This window comes from Novosphingobium sp. ST904 (assembly GCF_001298105.1).
Classification (GTDB): Bacteria; Pseudomonadota; Alphaproteobacteria; order Sphingomonadales; family Sphingomonadaceae; genus Novosphingobium.
This window is the reverse complement of the sequence record NZ_LGJH01000138.1, coordinates 12,557-29,471: the sequence shown is the minus strand read 5'-3', so window position 1 is coordinate 29,471 and position 16,915 is coordinate 12,557. Positions and strand designations below refer to the sequence as shown.

General features: G+C 67.1%; 21 protein-coding genes. 7 read left to right on the top strand and 14 right to left on the bottom strand.

The window, feature by feature from the left end:
- The first annotated feature begins 25 nt into the window (after nucleotides 1–25).
- The 3 genes from ADT71_RS10710 to ADT71_RS10700 all read left to right on the top strand — a co-directional run bounded on the left by ADT71_RS10710 (nucleotide 26) and on the right by ADT71_RS10700 (nucleotide 4,449).
- Nucleotides 26–1,018 (top strand): TauD/TfdA family dioxygenase, encoded by a 993-nt coding sequence (locus ADT71_RS10710; protein WP_231635796.1) that lies wholly within the window; start codon nucleotides 26–28, stop codon nucleotides 1,016–1,018.
- Nucleotides 976–1,827 carry an ABC transporter substrate-binding protein gene (locus tag ADT71_RS10705; protein WP_231635795.1) on the top strand — a complete coding sequence of 284 codons (852 nt, stop codon included), beginning with the start codon at nucleotides 976–978 and terminating at the stop codon, nucleotides 1,825–1,827. The genes ADT71_RS10710 and ADT71_RS10705 overlap by 43 nt, the downstream gene beginning before the upstream one ends.
- A gap of 96 nt (nucleotides 1,828–1,923) precedes the next feature.
- On the top strand, nucleotides 1,924–4,449 hold the full coding sequence (locus ADT71_RS10700) for a TonB-dependent siderophore receptor (protein ID WP_054436710.1): 2,526 nt from the start codon (nucleotides 1,924–1,926) through the stop codon (nucleotides 4,447–4,449).
- Between the two features lie 15 nt (nucleotides 4,450–4,464).
- Here the strand turns inward: ADT71_RS10700 and ADT71_RS31310 are convergent, their stop codons facing one another.
- The 3 genes from ADT71_RS31310 to ADT71_RS31305 are packed head-to-tail and all read right to left on the bottom strand — an operon-like array spanning nucleotide 4,465 to nucleotide 5,191.
- Nucleotides 4,465–4,608: a hypothetical protein gene (locus ADT71_RS31310; protein WP_156336559.1), complete on the bottom strand. Its 144-nt coding sequence runs from the start codon at nucleotides 4,606–4,608 to the stop codon at nucleotides 4,465–4,467.
- Nucleotides 4,608–5,051 carry a UTRA domain-containing protein gene (locus ADT71_RS10695; protein ID WP_054436708.1) on the bottom strand — a complete coding sequence of 148 codons (444 nt, stop codon included), beginning with the start codon at nucleotides 5,049–5,051 and terminating at the stop codon, nucleotides 4,608–4,610. Before ADT71_RS10695 ends, ADT71_RS31310 begins: the two co-directional genes overlap by 1 nt.
- On the bottom strand, nucleotides 5,048–5,191 hold the full coding sequence (locus ADT71_RS31305) for a GntR family transcriptional regulator (RefSeq protein WP_156336557.1): 144 nt from the start codon (nucleotides 5,189–5,191) through the stop codon (nucleotides 5,048–5,050). The genes ADT71_RS10695 and ADT71_RS31305 overlap by 4 nt, the downstream gene beginning before the upstream one ends.
- Before the next feature lie 80 nt (nucleotides 5,192–5,271).
- On the opposite strand from ADT71_RS31305, the gene ADT71_RS10690 reads away from it, so the two are divergent.
- From ADT71_RS10690 to ADT71_RS10680, 3 genes are read left to right on the top strand one after another with little or no spacing between them, the layout of a single operon-like run.
- On the top strand, nucleotides 5,272–6,423 hold the full coding sequence (locus ADT71_RS10690; protein WP_054436767.1) for a DSD1 family PLP-dependent enzyme: 1,152 nt from the start codon (nucleotides 5,272–5,274) through the stop codon (nucleotides 6,421–6,423).
- 10 nt (nucleotides 6,424–6,433) lie between these two features.
- Complete coding sequence (locus tag ADT71_RS10685) at nucleotides 6,434–7,378, top strand: ornithine cyclodeaminase family protein (RefSeq protein ID WP_054436706.1); 945 nt, start codon at nucleotides 6,434–6,436, stop codon at nucleotides 7,376–7,378.
- Nucleotides 7,371–8,354, top strand: a complete 984-nt coding sequence (locus ADT71_RS10680) for a threonine/serine dehydratase (protein WP_054436704.1) — start codon at nucleotides 7,371–7,373, stop codon at nucleotides 8,352–8,354. The genes ADT71_RS10685 and ADT71_RS10680 overlap by 8 nt, the downstream gene beginning before the upstream one ends.
- A gap of 16 nt (nucleotides 8,355–8,370) precedes the next feature.
- Here the strand turns inward: ADT71_RS10680 and ADT71_RS10675 are convergent, their stop codons facing one another.
- Nucleotides 8,371–8,655: an energy transducer TonB gene (locus ADT71_RS10675; protein WP_054436702.1), complete on the bottom strand. Its 285-nt coding sequence runs from the start codon at nucleotides 8,653–8,655 to the stop codon at nucleotides 8,371–8,373.
- Nucleotides 8,610–10,334 carry a hypothetical protein gene (locus tag ADT71_RS31300; RefSeq protein WP_054436700.1) on the bottom strand — a complete coding sequence of 575 codons (1,725 nt, stop codon included), beginning with the start codon at nucleotides 10,332–10,334 and terminating at the stop codon, nucleotides 8,610–8,612. Before ADT71_RS31300 ends, ADT71_RS10675 begins: the two co-directional genes overlap by 46 nt.
- A 198-nt stretch (nucleotides 10,335–10,532) precedes the next feature.
- Here ADT71_RS31300 and ADT71_RS10665 point away from each other — a divergent pair, with 198 nt between their 5' ends.
- Nucleotides 10,533–10,862: a hypothetical protein gene (locus ADT71_RS10665; protein WP_132469881.1), complete on the top strand. Its 330-nt coding sequence runs from the start codon at nucleotides 10,533–10,535 to the stop codon at nucleotides 10,860–10,862.
- A gap of 39 nt (nucleotides 10,863–10,901) precedes the next feature.
- Here the strand turns inward: ADT71_RS10665 and ADT71_RS10660 are convergent, their stop codons facing one another.
- The 9 genes from ADT71_RS10660 to ADT71_RS10625 all read right to left on the bottom strand — a co-directional run bounded on the left by ADT71_RS10660 (nucleotide 10,902) and on the right by ADT71_RS10625 (nucleotide 16,879).
- Nucleotides 10,902–11,432, bottom strand: a complete 531-nt coding sequence (locus ADT71_RS10660; protein ID WP_054436696.1) for a MarR family transcriptional regulator — start codon at nucleotides 11,430–11,432, stop codon at nucleotides 10,902–10,904.
- A 116-nt stretch (nucleotides 11,433–11,548) separates the two neighbouring features.
- Complete coding sequence (locus ADT71_RS30250; protein ID WP_054436694.1) at nucleotides 11,549–11,839, bottom strand: spore coat protein U domain-containing protein; 291 nt, start codon at nucleotides 11,837–11,839, stop codon at nucleotides 11,549–11,551.
- Between the two features lie 29 nt (nucleotides 11,840–11,868).
- Nucleotides 11,869–12,531, bottom strand: a complete 663-nt coding sequence (locus tag ADT71_RS10650; RefSeq protein WP_054436692.1) for a spore coat protein U domain-containing protein — start codon at nucleotides 12,529–12,531, stop codon at nucleotides 11,869–11,871.
- 10 nt (nucleotides 12,532–12,541) lie between these two features.
- Nucleotides 12,542–13,855, bottom strand: coding sequence for a fimbria/pilus outer membrane usher protein (locus ADT71_RS10645; RefSeq protein ID WP_054436690.1), 1,314 nt, complete (start codon nucleotides 13,853–13,855; stop codon nucleotides 12,542–12,544).
- Entirely contained in the window at nucleotides 13,852–14,943 is a 1,092-nt protein-coding gene (locus ADT71_RS10640) for a fimbria/pilus outer membrane usher protein (protein ID WP_054436688.1), read from the bottom strand. The genes ADT71_RS10645 and ADT71_RS10640 overlap by 4 nt, the downstream gene beginning before the upstream one ends.
- Nucleotides 14,944–14,949: 6 nt before the next feature.
- A complete protein-coding gene (locus tag ADT71_RS31295) occupies nucleotides 14,950–15,093 on the bottom strand; it encodes a hypothetical protein (RefSeq protein WP_156336553.1) in 144 nt (47 codons plus the stop codon).
- 70 nt (nucleotides 15,094–15,163) lie between these two features.
- Nucleotides 15,164–15,718, bottom strand: a complete 555-nt coding sequence (locus ADT71_RS10635; protein WP_054436686.1) for a molecular chaperone — start codon at nucleotides 15,716–15,718, stop codon at nucleotides 15,164–15,166.
- Between the two features lie 24 nt (nucleotides 15,719–15,742).
- The gene (locus ADT71_RS10630; RefSeq protein ID WP_197282984.1) at nucleotides 15,743–16,309 is read right to left on the bottom strand and encodes a spore coat U domain-containing protein; all 567 of its coding nucleotides are present in this window, start codon (nucleotides 16,307–16,309) and stop codon (nucleotides 15,743–15,745) included.
- A 24-nt stretch (nucleotides 16,310–16,333) separates the two neighbouring features.
- Entirely contained in the window at nucleotides 16,334–16,879 is a 546-nt protein-coding gene (locus tag ADT71_RS10625) for a spore coat U domain-containing protein (protein ID WP_054436682.1), read from the bottom strand.
- Nucleotides 16,880–16,915: the final 36 nt, after the last annotated feature.

Here is a 16,915-nt window from a genome sequence, read left to right as displayed (position 1 = left end):
AGACAGCACGGAAAGGAGAAAACCCATGGCCAGTACCGCTTCCACTTTCGACGTTTCGAACGCCGGCCTCGTGATCCGCCCGGTCCAGCCGACCATCGGCGCCGAAGTCGAGGGCGTGGACCTTTCGAAGCCCCTCCCCAACGAGCAGCGCGGCGCGATCCGCGCCGCGCTGCTCAAGTGGAAGGTGCTGTTCTTTCGCGACCAGTCGATCGACGACGCCCAGCAGGCGGCCTTTGCCGCGAACTTCGGGCCGCTCTATACCCATCCCACCACGCGCCACGATGCGGCCAACAAGGAAGTCCACGCCATCGCCGCGCGGGAGGACCGGGAATATGAAAGGAAGCTCGGCTACAAGCTGCGTCCGGGCGAGGCCTATCACACCGACACGAGCTGGCGGCTCGTTCCCACCTGGGGTGCGGTGCTGCGCGATGTGAACCTGCCCGAAGTGGGCGGGGACACGATCTGGGTCGATGCCCATCTCGCCTATGAAACGCTGCCGGCGGAGATCAAGGCGCGCCTCGAAGGCAGGCATGTCACGCACAACTTCGTGCCCGCGCTGGAGCTTTCGGGGCATGACTACCCCATCGTTGCGCACAGGATCGTGCGGACCCACCGCGAGACCGGGCAGAAGATCCTCTGGGTCAACTTCTCGCAGCAGCCGCAGATCCTCGGGCTGGAACTGTCCGAAAGCCGCGAACTGCTGGACGAGGTGCTGCTCCAGTACAAGCGGCCCGACCTCCAGGCGCGTTTCTCGTGGCGGCCGGGGACGGTGGCGTTCTGGGACAACCGCGCAACGTACACTTCGCGGTGCGCAACTACGGCGATTTCCCACGCGAACTGCACCGCATCCTCATCGCCGACGAACCGCTCTGGACGGACCTCTGATCGATGCTGGACAGACGCAACCTGCTTGCAGGACTTGCCACGACCTTCGCCCTGGCCGCTTGCGGCCGGGGCGCGGGCGCAAATGCCGGGGTGCTGCGCGTCGGTAGCCAGAAGGGCGGCACCAAGTCGCTGATGCTGGCTTCCGGCGCGCTCGACGGCGCGTCCTACAAGGTCGAGTGGTCGGAATTTCCGGCGGCGCAGAACCTGCTCGAAGCGCTGGGCAGCAGCGCCGTCGATCTCGGGCTGGTGGGCGATGCGCCGTTCCAGTTCGCCTATCAGGCTGGCAGCCCGATCAAGGCCGTGGGCGCCCAGCGCACGCAGGCCCGGCTGGACGGCGCGCTTTCCATCCTCGTGCCCGCGGGATCGCCGGTGCGCGACGGCAAGGGCCTGCAGGGCAAGCGTATTGCCACGACGCGCGGCAGCGTGGGCCACTATCTCGTGCTCCGTTCGATGATCGCTTCCGGGCTCCGGCCCGAGGACGTGAAGATCGTGTTCCTTTCGCCCAGCGATTCCCGCGCGGCGCTGCAGAGCGGCGCGGTGGACGCCTGGTCCACCTGGATGCCCTATATCGCCGCGGCGCAGGCCGAGGGGGACAGGATCGTCGTGGATGGCCGGGATTTCGTGCAGGGCTATGGCTTCGAAGTGGCGCCGGAAAGCGCCATCGCCGCAAAGCGCGAACAATTGTCCGATTTCCTCCGGCGCGAGGCCAAGGCGCTCGAGTGGGCCAGGGGCCATGTCGACGACTATGGCGCCGTGCTGGCAAAGGAAACCGGACTGCCGCCCGAAATTGCCCGCGCCACGGCAGAGAAGAATATCCGCCTGCGGGTGCCGATTGATAATAAGGTCATATCCGATCAGCAGGTCGTCCTCGATACGTTTCGCAGGTTTGGCGAAGTACGGTCGTCGCGTCCGCTCGGCGGCGCATTCCTGTTGAATGCCTGAATCAAGAAAAACTTGGGTTCAGATAAGGCAATTCAATTTCAACTAATTTAGTTGAGATGGCACGAAGCTCTCGTGTTTCTGACTTCGGGGGCTGATGTGAACAAGTTCTTTGTATCGAGTTTTCTTGCCGGTGTTTCTTTCCTCGCCATTTCTCCCGCGCGGGCCGAAGAGGCGGCGGATGCCGCCGCCGAAGTCGCCGCTGCGGAGGCGGACGGTACCGCCATCGTCGTCACCGGTGCGCGCGGGCGCATCCAGCGCTCGGTGGCGGACAGCCCGGTGCCGATCGACGTCATCGGTCCACAGGAACTGAAGAACACCGGCCGCACCGGCCTCAAGGAAATCCTCGGCAATATCATCCCCTCGCTGAGCATGCCCGCGCTGGGCGGCGGCGGCACCTCGGCCAGCGTCCGGCCGATCTCGATCCGCGGCCTTTCGGGTGACTACGTGCTGGTCCTCGTCAACGGCAAGCGCCGCCACACGACCTCGCTCATCAACAACCTCTCGCGCATTTCCGGCGGCTCCACCCCGGTGGATATCGACCTGATCCCGACCAGCGGCGTCGGCCGGATCGAGGTCCTGCGCGATGGGGCGGCGGCGCAGTACGGATCGGACGCGATCTCGGGCGTCATCAACATCATCCTCGACAATACGGCGCGCGGCGGCGAACTGTCGGTGACGGGCGGCCAGCTCTACGAAAAGGGCGGCGCGCTGGCGCAAGTTTCAGGGTCCTACGGCGTGGGCCTTGGCGACGGCGGGTTCGCACGGTTCGCGGTGGAGGCGAAGTATCACGACCGCGCCGATTCCTCGGCGGAGCCGGTGCCCTATGTCTATCCCCTGGTGGACGGCCAGCCCGACCCGCGCGAGGCAGATGCAAACCACCTGATCGCCGGCGGTTACGGCCGCTCCAACCGCGACAAGATCGTCAACACCAGCTACAACGCCGAACTGCCGCTGGGCGACGATACCACGCTCTATTCGTTCTCCACGCTCAGCTACCGGAACATCAAGGACGCGCGCGGTGCGTACTTCGCTTCCGCGACAGGCTACGGCGGGCTGGCCAACAGCTCCGGCGCCTCGGTACTGCCGCAGCTCTATCCGGCGGGCTTCCAGGCCTATCGCCGCATCTGGGAATGGGATTTCCAGGCCGCGCTTGGCCTTCGCAGCGAATTCGCGGGCTGGTCGCTCGATGTTTCCAGCAGCTTCGGGCGGGACAACGTCAAGCTCGGCGCGGAAAACACGCTCAACCCCTCGCTCGGCCCGGACAGCAAGAGCAGCTTCTTCATGGGGCGCCAGAAGCAGGACCTCTGGGTCAACAACCTCGATATCAGCCGCGATCTGGATCTTGGGCTGGCAAGGCCGGTCAGCCTGTCGCTGGGGGTGGAGCATCGCTGGGAGTGGTTCCGCAACATTGCCGGCGAACCGGATTCCTACCGTGACGGCGGCTATGTGATCCCACTGGACGATACCCCGTTCGGCCAGCTCTATGGTGGCCGTTCGCCCTCGCCGGGCCTGGTGTCCTTCACCGGTACCTCGCCCGCCGACGCATCGAGCATCAGCCGCAACAACGTGGCCGCCTATGTCGATATTTCCGCCGATCTCACGCCGGGCTGGTTCCTCGGCCTCGCGGGGCGGTTCGAGCATTATTCCGACAGCGCGGGCAACACCTTCAGCGCCAAGGCCTCGACCCGCGTGGAACTGGCGAAGGGGCTGGCCCTGCGCGGCGGCGTCAATACCGGCTTCCGCGCACCCTCGCTGGCGCAGACCGCGTTCTCGACCACGCAGAACACCGTTACCGTGATCGGCGACGAGCGTGTCTCCACGGTCTCCAAGTTCCTGCCGGTCAACAGCGCGGCGGCCATCGCGCTGGGCGCGAAGCCGCTGAAGCCGGAGAAGTCGCTCAACTTCACGGCGGGCGTCACTTATGAAACCGGGCCTTTCCGGCTGACCGTGGATGCCTACCAGATCCGCATCGACGACCGCATCGTGAAGACCGAATTCCTGGGGACCGCATCGAACGGCGGGGCGGCGATCAAGGATATCCTCGTCGCCAACGGGATCGACGACGTGGACAGCGCCCAGTTCTTCACCAACGCCATCGACACCCGCACGCGCGGCGTGGACGTGGTGGGCGAATATACGCTGGATACCGCGTCAGTGGGCACCTTCCGCCTCAATGCGGCCTATAGCTACAACCGCACGAAGATCCTTCACGTCATCGACAATCCCGATGAACTCAGCACCATCAACGTCACCCTGTTCGGCCGTCAGGCCCAGCGCGACCTCGTGGCGGCGCTGCCGCGCAGCAAGGTGGTGCTGTCCAGCAACTGGTCGCTCGACAAGCTGCGCGCACTGGTGCGGGTGACGCGCTATGGCCAATATACCGAATCCAGCAATGTCGCCGCTTCCGATCGCACGTTCGGCGCGAAATGGGTGACCGATGCCGAGATCGGCTACCAGCTTACGGACAACTTCGACATCGCCGTGGGCGCCAACAACCTCTTCGACCTCTACCCCGACAGGAACGGCGCGGTCGCGGCCGATGGTTCGGGGCTCTACGGCAATTTCGCGCCGTTCGGCCTCAGCGGCGGCTTCTATTATGCACGGCTGGGCGTGAAGTTCTGAAGATCGGCGCCGGGGTCAGGCGGCGGGCATCGACCGGATGCGGCCGTGCATGGTGCCCCGGTCGCCCCCGCGCAGCATTCTCGCCGCCGTCACCACGCCTTCGGCCGACCATGTGCGCCGGGTGATCTCAAGGCAGGGGACATGCGGCGCGATCGCCATCAGCCGCTGTTCCCCGGGCGTGGCAGCACCGCGCGGACTTCCTCGCTGCCTTCGCGGTAAGGGCGCATCAGCATCAGGCGCGAGAACAGCGTCTGGCTTCCCAGGTCCACGGCCATGCAGTCCGGCAGGGCTTCGGGGGCGATCAGGCGATCTTCCAGTTCCAGCGGGACGTCATCCTCGAAATGCAGGATCACGGCGTGGAACAGCATGTCCCCCTCGCCGCGTTCGAACGCGCGGGCCTGCTCGGTGCCGGCCGGCGCAAGCTCCCGCTTCAGCACTTGCGCGCGGTGACGGGCGCCGCGCGCCGCGATTTCCTCGATGATGTCGAGATGGGCGTACTCCGCGACATAGGGTCGCGGCGGGGCAACGAAAGTGCCGGAGCCCGCGTGCCGCACGAGAAAGCCGCGCGCGGTGAGATCGCGCAGGGCGTGATGCACGGTCATCCGGCTGCGCCGAACATTTCCATGAACCCGCTTTCCGAAGGGATGCGATCCCCGGCGCTCCATTCGCCCGAAGTGATGCGGGCGATGATGTGGCGGTCGATGCTCTCGCGCAGGCCGGGGGCGGCGGGTCTGGTCGTCATGCCCCGCGCCTTAGCACAGGCGCGGCTGCCTAGACAGCAGGTCATTATCTGTATATACAGGTTGGGCCATGGAGATGCTGATGCCTGCCGACACCCTTCGATCCCGCGATATTCTCGCCGATTGCGAGACGCCTTGCCTGATCCTCGACGAAACGAGGATGCAGCAGAACATCGACCGCCTTCGGCGCCATCTGGCTCCGCTTGGCGTGACGCTGCGTCCGCACATGAAGACCGCCAAGTCCATCGACGTTGCCCGGCGCCAGCTTGACGGTGGCTGCGGTCCGGCCACCGTTTCCACCCTGAAGGAAGCGTCGGAACTGTTCGCGGCGGGGGTTGGCGATATCCTCTACGCGGTGGGGATCGCGCCGCAGCGGCTGGAGAGGGTGCAGGCCCTGCGCGCGGCGGGCTGCGACCTGACGGTGGTCCTCGATTCCGTGGAGCAGGCGCGCGCAGTGGTCGCCGCTGGCGCCGACGCGCCGATCCCCGTCCTGCTCGAGATCGACTGCGACGGGCACCGCTCCGGCCTGGTCCCGGATGACGAACGCATCCCGGCGATCGGGCGCATCCTGGTGGACGGGGGCGCGGTGCTGCGCGGCGTGATGACCCATGCAGGCGAAAGCTACGGTGCCAGCGGCGGACCGGCGCTGGAGGCTTTCGCGGAACGGGAACGTGCCGCCGCGGTCGAAGCGGCGGAGAACCTCAGGCATGCAGGCCTGCCGTGTCCCGTGGTCAGCGTCGGCTCGACACCGACGGCACATTTCGCGCGCGACCTTGCTGGCGTTACCGAAGTACGGGCCGGGGTCTATGTCTTCTTCGATCTGGTGATGGCAGGGATCGGCGTCTGCTCGGTGCAGGACATCGCGCTTTCGGTGCTCACCACCGTAATCGGACATCAGCGGGACAAGGGCTGGATCATCGTGGACGCCGGATGGATGGCGCTGTCACGCGATCGCGGCACGCAGGGGCAGGCCGTGGATCAGGGCTACGGGTTGGTCTGCGATGCCGAAGGCACGCCGCTGGCGGACCTGATCGTCATTCAGGCCAACCAGGAACACGGGATCATCGCCCCGAGGCCGGGCAGCGGCGGTGTCCTGCCGGAATGTCCCGTGGGCACGCGGCTGCGCATATTGCCCAATCACGCCTGCTCCACGGCGGCCCAGTTCGACGCCTATACCGTCATCCCGCGCGGCGCTGCCGGTCTTCGGACCTGGCCGCGTTTTCGCGGCTGGTAACGAGGTCTGCATGAAGTTCATCTCCGAAGAACAATCCGCCGCGCTGGTCACGCCCGAAATGGCGCGGGCGGCGGCGCGGGAGGCTCTGGTCCTTGCGGCGAGCCCGCAAGGCATCGTTTTCCCCGCCGTGCTGGCGCATGGCACCGTGCCTGCCGACAGGTTTTCGATAAAGGCGGGGGTTGCGGGCGATCTGGCGGGGCTCAAGGTCGGTTCGTTCTGGCCGGGCAACGCCGCGCGCGGGCTGCCGCGCCATAATTCGACGATCCTGCTGATCGACCAGAGCCTTGGCCGTGTCGAATGGGTGATCGAGGCGGGGCAGGTCAATGCCTGGCGGACCGCCGCCGTGAACGCCGTTGCCGCCGAAGCGCTGGCACGAGAGGATGCCGGGGTGCTCGCCCTGTTCGGGGCCGGGCATCAGGCACTGCATGAATGCCTTGCGCTTGCGGGCGTGCGGCCGATCCGCAAGATCCTCGTGGTCGCGCGCGACGATGCCAAGGGGGCCGCATTTGCCGCCCGGCTTGGCGAACACGGGCTTCGGGCCGAGCTTTCCGGCGCGCGCGAGGCCTGCGAAGCGGCCGATATCGTGGTCACTGCCACGCCGGCGCGTGCGCCGCTGTTCGATGCCGAATGGATCGGGCCGGGCACCCATGTCGTCAGCATGGGGTCCGATGCGGCGGGCAAGCAGGAACTGCCGCCGTCCCTGTTCGCGCGGGCGCGCCTGTTCTGCGACCTGCCCGCGCAAGCCGTGACCATCGGCGAGTTCCAGCATTACCGCGGCGACCGGGCGCGCATCGCGGCGATCGGCGATGTCCTTTCGGGCCGCGCTCCGGGGCGCCGGTCGGCGGAAGAGATAACCGTCTTCGACAGTTCCGGCATCTCGCTGCAGGACCTTGTCATCGCGCGGCACCTCGTGGCTGCTTTCGAAAACCGGAATCCGGGGAGCCACCATGCCTGAACGCGCCATCTCCATCGCAGACGTCATCGACGCGGCAGACCGCATTCGCGGCGCGGCGGTGCGCACGCCGCTGCTGGAATTCGCGCCGCTGAACGAACGCCTCGGCCACCGCGCGCTGGTGAAGTTCGAAGGTGCGCAGCACACCGGTTCCTTCAAGTTTCGCGGAGCCTACAACCGGCTGTCCCGTATCGCTGCCGAGCGCAGGGCCGCAGGGGTCGTCGCGTGGTCTTCCGGCAACCATGCCCAGGGCGTAGCGGCGGCGGCGCGCCTGCTTGGCATCCCGGCAACGATCGTCATGCCCGCCGATGCCCCGGCCATCAAGGTCGCCAACACGCGGGCGCTGGGCGCGCAGATCGTTCCCTACGACCGCTACACCCAGTCGCGGGAAGAGATCGCCACGGCTCTGGCGAACGCGCGGGGCGCGGTTCTCGTGCCGTCGTTCGACGATCCCTTCGTGATCGCCGGGCAGGGAACCGCCGGGCTGGAGATCCTTGAACAGGCCGGGGAAGCGAGGGCCGAGATCGGCCGGGTGCTCGTCTGCTGCGGCGGGGGCGGGCTGGTCGCCGGGATCGCCACGGCAATCAAGGCCTCGGCTCCGCAGGTCGAAATCTACAGCGTGGAGCCCGAGGCGTTCGATGATACGGCCCGATCGCTGGCCAGTGGCCACCGCGAATCCGTTCCTTCGGGCGCGCGCTCGATCTGCGATGCATTGCTGGCGCCGAGCCCGGGCGAATTGACCTTCCCGATCAACCGCGCGCTGCTTTCCGGCGGCCTTGCGGTGAGCGACGGGGAAGTGCGCGAGGCGATGCGCTTCGCGTTCGAGAAGACGAAGCTCGTCGTCGAACCGGGCGGCGCCGTGGCACTGGCGGCGGCCCTTTCAGGCCGCGCGCCGCCCGCGCCGGGAGCCACGGTCATCGTCATGTCCGGCTCTAACGTCGATCCCGGGCTCTTCCGCTCGATTCTGGAAGACGCTTGAATCCGCGACGCCTAGTTCATCCGGAAGGCGATGTTCTGCGCGCGCCCGCGCAGGCCGTGTCGCCGCCGGGGCGGTAGCTGCTTTCGTAGACGAAGTCCTTGGCCATGGCCGATGCCGCATCGGAAAAGACGAACGGAGGGTAGGAGATCAGCGCCCGCTGCTGGCGGGTGCGACCGGCGGAATCGACATCGAACTCCACGCGGGTCCAGCCTTCGAAGCCCATGCGCGCGGCTTCCATCGGATAGTCGGTGGAGCTTACGCCGGTCCTGCGAATGGCGGGCGCGCGCCGATGAAGGCGCATTGCTCGGTGCTGAGGCCGGTCTGCTGGAAGATCTGCTGGGCCTGCGAGAAGTCCCTGTTCTGCGCGGCCCATGATGCGCTTTGCAGGAGCGCGTTGATCTTGAGCGGATGGTCGCGAGGCAGGGCGGGATCGGCGATCACCGCTTCGCGCAGGGTGGGCGCGTCCACGGGGGCGCTCAGGCGGTAGCCGGGCGAAGCGATCTGCAGCCGCACGGTGTCGATCGCCAGGGCATCGCCGGTTGCCGTCACCACCGGAAGCAGTTCCCTTAGCGCGGCGCGCGTAGCCGCCGGTTTATCGGAATTGCGCTGCGCGGCGATGGCGAAGCGCAGCCAGTTCGAAGTCTCCACCGGCATGTTCCGGCTGAGGGCAAGGCCGAGGCCTTCCTGCAGGTAGGTGTTGGCCGAAGCCGTGTCCGTCACCGGATTGAGGCCCAGCATGCCCAGCAGCGCGACGGTCAACTGGTCTGTCCCTTCCTTGCGGGACTGATCGAGCAGCGCGCTGGCCCGGGCGGCGACCGCACCGTCGGTTCCGCCCTGGGTCCTGCCGGCCAGCAGCGGCGCAGCCCACTGCATGAAGCGCGAGGTCAGCGGTTCGTTGATCTGGGGGCGGGCTCCGGCGACCGTGCAGCGCATCTCGACCCGCATGGCGTAGCGCAGGAACGGCTTGATTTCCTGCACCTTGGCAGGGGCCCAGGACCAGCGGGACGCTGCACGCGCGAACGCCAGCGCAATTTCGCGGCCCCCGGTGGAATAGATCGGCTGAACCCCGAAGGCGGAACCGTCGTCGGCGATGCTGAATTCGACCACGGCGTAGTCTGCCGGGGTCAGGCCGCTGGTGGAGCCGCAAAGGGGGACATCCATGTTCTCGGCACGGGAGAACGGCGCCTGATCCATGCGCCCGGCGCCGGTATAGACAAGATAGTTCCGGGCATCGTCCCGCTTGTTCAGCAGCATGGCGGCGATCGCGAGGTCTGAGCGGGTGGCGACATCGCTGAGCGAAACCTTGAGCGACAGCCCGCCCTGAAGCTTCAGCGCGTCCTTGAGCAAGGCGTAGCCTTCCGCCTTTTCCCCGCGATTGAGCAGTATCCGGGCCTTGAGCGTCAGCAGCTGCGCGTGGAAATCCTTGCTGATCGAAGGCGTTGCGTCAGCGATCCGGCTCGCCTCGTCGATATAGGCGAGCGGTTCGGGGCCGGGATCGAAAATGGAAACCTGCGACAGCGCCAGCAACGGCCTGAAGCGCCCCTGCGGCCCGCCCGCCGCCAGCGCCAGACGGAATTCGTCCCCCGCGCGGGCGTAGTCGAACCGGTCGCGGGCGGCGGTGCCCAGCCCCATGTGGGCGTTCACGACATCGCCGACAAAGACTTCCCCTGCGGCGACCATTGCCGGCAGTCCCGAACGGATCGCGGCTTCGCCCTCGTCGGTCCGGTGCAGTTTCACCAGGCAGTTGCCCTTGCGCACGCCGATCGCGCCGCGCACGACCGGGGACTTCATGGCGGCGGGATTGTGTTCCAGCGCTTCGAATGCGGTAATCGCGTCGCTGCATTTGCCATCCTGTGCCGCGTCGCTGGCGGCATCGAACTGCTGCTGGAGCGTGGCGGGCGCCGAAGCGGGAGCCGCTGCGGCGGGAGCCGCGGCCTGCGCTGTTGCCAAAAGCAGGGATTGGCCAATAATACCGAACATAGGGAGCCTCGGAGAAGTGTTCAGGTGCGTAGTGGGCTATCCAATATGGCTTCGCAAGTTAAGCGATTGATATCAATTGTCGTATTTCCATCAGTATTGTCCCTTATAGGCGCGTCCGCGCCCGCCCTTGCGGCAGGGTCGGTACCCGCCGCCTCGCTTGTTGCGGCGCCGGGCGAACCGCCTCGCGATAGCGTGCTGATGTTCGTCGCTTCGTGGTGCGCCCCCTGCCTTGCCGAGCTTGCCCGGTTTGAGGCGCTGGAGGCTGCGGCGCGCCCCCGGCGCCTGCTGATCGTCGCGCTGGACGAGGGCGCGGGCAGCACGGAAATGACGCGCCGCTTCGATGGTCGCCAGAAACTGGCGATCTCGCCGCGAGAGGGTTGGGAACTCCTGCGCCGCGCTTCCGCCGGGCGGGCGGCCGGGCTGCCCTATGCCGTGATGACGGACGAGACGGGCAGGCCCTGCGCCCTGCGCGACCGCGGCCTGAGTGAGGCGGAACTGCGCACGATGGCGGCGGCCTGCAAGGGATAGGTCGGCATCAGGTTGGGCGGGGGGAGGCGGCCATGCCCGTCAATTCTGCTGGAGTGCCTCGAAGTAGGCATCGAGCTTGAGGCGGGTATCCTTGCTGAGGTGAATATAGATTCGCCGCCCGTCGGCCGGGTCCTTCGAACGCGTGAGCAGGCCCTTTTCGGTCATCCGGTCGATCCAGCGCGTGGCCGTGGTCGCAGGAGCCGATGCGGCGATGCAGAGGCTCGAGATCGAGACCGGTTCGCCTTCGTAATGGGCGGCGTAAAGATCCAGCATGATGTCCCAGCACGGGTCCGAGAAGAATTCGGCGCCGAAGCAGTTCTCGCGCGCGCGGCGTTGCCTTATGCGGTCCCGGGCAAGCGCGGCGCGGGCCTCTTCCGGCGGAGAAAGGGGCGGGGTTGAGGCTGGCGGCAGGGCGGTTTCCGACGAATGCCGCAGTTGGCGCCGTGCACGCCATTGCTCTATCGCGATGTTTTCCAGCATCGCGATGAGATTTTCCACTCGCCCCACCAGCGTGTCGAGCTGCGCTTCTTCCGGTGCGACTGGTAAGTGGCCGCGCGCATGTTCGCTCATGCGTGTCCCCTTTGCCTGATTTCCCGCAGGACCAGCGCCGGAGCGCGCGCGATGGTTCCCGCCCTCGTCGCAATCGCGGCTCGCCCTGCCGAATTTGCCCGCCCTGCCTAACCCGTTCAAAAGGCGACATCTATGCGGATCGTGTCGCTGTAGTCCCCGGCGGCAGGCGTGATCTGGCCGGGCAGAACTGCGGCCCTGTAGGTATAGCTCTGGGTCGTGACGGAATCGTATATGCCCTGGTTGGTGTCGGCAGTGGTACTGCTGCGCCGGGCGCTGTCCACCGATCCCCAGCGCTCGGTGGAGGAGGCCGACTTGTATATCTCGTAGCGCAGGTAGTTGCTGGAATTGTCGATCTTGCGCATCCGGCGGACGGTGCCGTCGGCATTGTTGCCGTCGTTGAGGCCCACCGTATAGCTCGCTCCCGCGCTGCACCGGATCAGGATGGTCCGGGTGATGGGGTTGAAGCTGCGACCAGCGGCGCCGAGCCGAAGCTGGCGGCCGGAGCGGTAATGATGCAATCGTTCAGGACGGTGAGTTCCACGTTGACGCGAACCGTGCTGCCCGCTCCCCAGTTGAGCGCGACGCCAAGCCCCGGACGGACGAAGCCCGGACTGGACGAGTAGCTGAGGCATACGGCGGCCCCGAGCGAGCATACCGAGTAGAACCAGCGCAAGTCGAGGAAGCCGGTGTAGCGTCCCGCCCGGAGGCCGGATGTCGCGGTCGTGCGGAAATAGAGGGGGATGGAGTTGTTCGTGCCCGCAAAAAGGCTGACGATGCTGAGCGAGGACAGGTTCTGGAAGCTGCCGATAGCAAGGGCGGCTCCGTTCGCGCTCAGCGCGGCGGTGAAGGGGATGGTCTGTCCGCTCGGACCGGTGAGCCGGAAGGTCGAGGCATCCACCTGAAGGCCGACATAATGCGTGGTCAGCGCCGCGAGGAGAATGTCGCACTGCAGCCCGGCCGATCCGCTCCCCGCCTGCGCGGTATTGGCGACAGTGTAGGAACTCAGGCTGCCGAGGTTGGTGCTCGTTGCCGAAAGCGTGCAGCTCCGGCGGTGCCCGGCATCATCGACCAGGCGGCCAGCGTGGCGGCGATGCCGCAAGGCAGGCGCTTCAGGAACGGCATGTCAGCGTTCCCGCATCGATGATCTCTTCAGCTTCCGCAGGCACGGAAAACGCCGCATGGCAGCGTGTGCCGTCAGGCAGGATCGCTTCCAGGCCGGTCTCGGGGGAGGCGTCGTCGATGAACAGCATTCCGTCCCAGCCGACATAGGCCCTGTCCTTGCGGTTGACCGTAATCGGGGTTCCGGCGGGCAGCGGCTCGCCCCGCGTGTCCGCGATCGTCGCGCGGACGGCGATCGCCCTCTCGATCGGAAAACGGATGACGTGGCCGCTGCCGGCGGCGATGGCCACGCGGCGGCTCACGGTATCGGCTTTCACGTTGGGCGACAGCGACAGGGTGTCGATGTCGTAATGCGCGGGGTAATAGGCACTGGCCGAGGGGACCAGCAGCTTGCCGCCGGAACCGGTCCTGCCGATGAGCTGGTTTTCGTAGCGCACCGGGATGCCCGCCTCGCCGTCGGTACTGACGACCGCGAAGGCATCGGATACCCGGTTCGCCGCGAAGAGCGAGCCGTCCATGAAGACCAGCGAGCCGCTGGCGCCGAACCATCCGGTCACCTCGTCCCGTCCATAGGCGCCCGCACGAAGCTGGACGGGCTGGGCCCGCCAGAGCACGTCGCCCCTGAGGTAGGGTCTTCCGCCGCCCTCGCTGAAGGCGCTGGCGCTCCAGCCCAGGCCGCCATCGGACGGCACGGCGCGCGAATAGTCCGCCCGCAATCCGCTGCGCCCGGCATTGTCCCGCGAGACGCCGGTGCCGAGGTTGCCGCCACCCAGCGGGATGGTGAGCGTAATCGCGCCCGACCATCCGCGTTCCGCGAAATCGCGGGAGATCGAGGCATTGATCCGGCTTTCTCCCACCAGCGGCAGCGCCCAGCTCAGGTTCGCCAGCCGGGCATCGGCGGTGCCGGATCGCCGGATGTCGAAGTAGCCGATGCCCAGGGTGCTGGCGCTGCCGATGGCGATGCTGGCGGTGGCGGCGGTCGATCGCTCCCGGTTGCCCGCGCAGCTTTCGGCAGGAGGTTCGGAAAGACATTCCGGACGGTTCTGCCGGCCGTTCCTGTCCAGCACTCCGAGATCGGCGTAGTGGCGGTCCTGTCGGCTGTGGCGCAGGCCGAGGGAGAAGGTCCTGGCCTGATACTCGTAGCCGAGAGTCAGTTGCCCGCCCTGGCGCCCCTTGTGAAAGCTGCGGGCATAGGCGGTGCTGACGATGCCGAGATTGCCCAGCCGGAAAACGGCGCCGGCCCCCAGCAGGCGCATCGTTCCCGTGGCTTCCGCGCGTGCCTCAAGCGTGAGGCCGGAGGTCATCCCCCGGCGCAGGGAGGCGCTTGCGGCAAGCGGCCATAATCGAAGTTCGCGGTGCCGTAGTTGCGGCGAAAGGCCCCTGCCGCCACGGAATAGTCGGCAAGGCCGGGGCGCAGCAGGATGCTGCTGACATAGAACGGCAGCGCCGTTGCCACGCTGCGCCCATGCATGTCGGTAACGATGAGATTGGCCTCGCCGTAGCCGCTGATCGGCGGCAGCGTGTCGAGCGCGAAAGGACCGGGGCGAACCTGGCTCCCCGCGATCCGCTGGCCGTTGACGACCAGTTCCACCGTGGAAGGCAGCGCCGCGCTCCCGGCAAATTCGGGCAGCGGGTACGTGACGATATCCGGCCGCACCGAGAAATCGCGCGAGACCTGCGCGCCGCCCAGCCGGATCGCGGGCGCCCAGGGCAGGGTCCGGGTGATGATGTCGCCGGCTTCCATGGTCGTCATGCTGCGTTCGTCCGACCAGCGCCAGATCGTATCGAAGCGGACGTAGGCCCGCCCTGCATTCGAGCGCAGCGCGCCGGTGGTGGAAAACAGGCCGAAGGGGCCGAACAGCCGGGCTTCGTGCCAGAGCGAGGCCCGGAACGCCGCCCTTTCGCCGCCGCTGACATAGAGGTCGTAATTGAGCAGTGCGCCGGTATCCTGCTGCGCCGGGGCGAATGCCTCCGCGCTGCCGCCCAGATGCTGGGCGGGGAGGCGTTCCGGGGAAACGGTGAGGTGCAACTGCTGGCGCGGGGCGTCGTAATCGGCGCTCACGCCTTCCAGACTGTCGATAAACAGGCTGTCCTCGGCCGTGTCCAGCAGCAGGCCCGCTTGCCGCAGATCCTGCGCGCGAAGCTGGAACCGTCCGCCCTGCCGGGTCACCGAGGCGATCACGCCGCTCGCCAGTCCATTGACGACGAGTTCCAGTTCGAGCTGCTGCTCGGCGTCCGGGTCGGTGTGCCGGGGCGGCGGCGGCAGCTCGGTAAAGACATCATACCGGGCATCGGCCGCATCCGCGGCTTGCGCGGGCGCAGCTTGCAGGATAGCCGCCGCCAGCGCGGCCAGCCACGGGAGGCGCGCCGGAGAATGGGTGGCGGCGATCATGCGCCGTCATTCCGGCAGCCGCTCGATACGGGCCTGCGCCCGTCCGTTGACGGCGGCAACGAGATCGCCCGATCCGTCCACCCCTGATGGCAATGGCCAGCGCATCGTCGCGCCGGGCAGGACATAGCCGAACAGGCCTTCACCCAGCACCGACGCTGACCGCCCGCCCGTGAAGGCGACGTCGCTCAGCCTGGCATGGCCGGAGCCGCTGTTGCGGATTTCAAGGAAACGGCGTCCCGGTCCGTGCCCGTGCGCCAGGCGATGGCGGCTGCGGGCGCGTCGGCCTTTCCGCGCCGCCTTCCTGCTTCGCCTCGGAAAACAGCGGAAGCGAGTAGCGCATGCGAAAGGTCACGGATGCGCCGGCGGTGCCCGGGCCGTCCTTCACCGGGACTTCATCGACGATGATGCGATAGGGCTGCTCTCCCGACGGCGGCGGGGCGACAAGCCGCGTGATCCGCACCAGTTGCCGGGCCCCCGGCTCGATGGTCACGATCGGCGGCGAGCCTATGACCTCGCGCGTCTCGGCATAGAGGTTCTGGTTTTCGCGCTGCGTCCAGGCATAGATGCGGACCTGCAGCGTAATCGGCGACTTGCCCGGATTTTCGAGCCAGAGCGCGGTGGCCCGGGCCTGCCCCTCTATGACCGGGTTGACCGGCCAGATCAGGATCGAGCTGGGTGACTGCGCGGCGGCGGGCAGGCCATCCACCGCAAGGAACGCGGCTTGCGCAAGCAGGAGGAGACTCGCCAGTCTGCCGGGGGGAATCATGCTCTTCATCGGCTTATCCTCGGCTGGGAGCTGTCACCAGCTCAGGGTGACGATCAGGCTGTCGGTGTAAGTGCCGGGCGGCAGGGTTCCCGAAAGCGTCAGCGATCCGTAGATCGGCAGGCGCACGTCCTCGCTGTTAGTGCCGGTTACGGGAACGGCGGGGGCTCCGCCGATGACGATGGGCTGGGTGCAGCCTGCGTCCTGGCACAAGGCATAGGAAATCCGCGCCGATGCATCGGTCCCCCTCTGGAGGTTGCGCATGCCGGATGCGGCGTGGTTGCCGCCGTTTACCGTCATCGTCAGATTGACGCCGGGCGTGCAGCGCAGGCGGATCGCCTGGGTCGCCGTAGAGGTTGCCGTGCGGGTCGCCCTGGAGAACGTCGAATCCACGCCGAAGTCCAGCCTGCCGACGAGCCCCGCGTTTCCGCTGCTCCCCAGCCCGTCCACAAGACAGCCTGCCGTGATGTTCGCGGTGACGGCGAACTGCGCGGTCGTATCTGCTCTTGCGGCGGCGGGAAGCATGGCTGCCGCGACGCACGGGGCGACAAGGATCGCGAGCGCCGGCGCCGGGAGCGCCTTCGCGTCAATTCCAGTTCTCATGAGCCTGGTCCGGGCGGCGTGCCGCTAGAGTTCGAGGACCACGGTGACGACGTCCGAATATGTGCCCGTGGTCAGGCCCGCCTCGCCGAAAGCGCGGCCATAGACGTTGACGGTCTGCTGCGTGCCGTCGGCGGGCAGGGTGATGTCGCCGTCTACGGGAATGATGACCGAACGGTTGGTGTCGGAATAGAGGTTGTAGGTGACGAACTGGCCCGCTGCGGTCTGATTGGCCATGGCATGGACGCCCACCCCGGCGCCCGATCCATCGTTCTGCCCGGCATTGAACGACAAGGTGGGCGCGATCCCGTTGCTGCACTGGACCGTGAAAGCCGCGCCGCCGTTGAGGACCTGGGCATCGGCCTGCGTGAACAGCGTGTTCTGCGTGCCGAAGTCGAGCGTGCCGAAAGCGACGTTGGCGGTGCCGTCGTCATAGTTCTGTCCGTTGACGATACATCCTGCCTCCAGGGTGATCGTCGCGTCGATAGTGCCGGTAATGTCGGCCCGGGCAGGGTTCGTAGCAAGGACTATCGCCGATAGTCCGGCCGCGGAAAGAGCAATCTTTCTGAGCACGTTCGCACCTCTCTTGCTATGCGCTGCAGAATACTT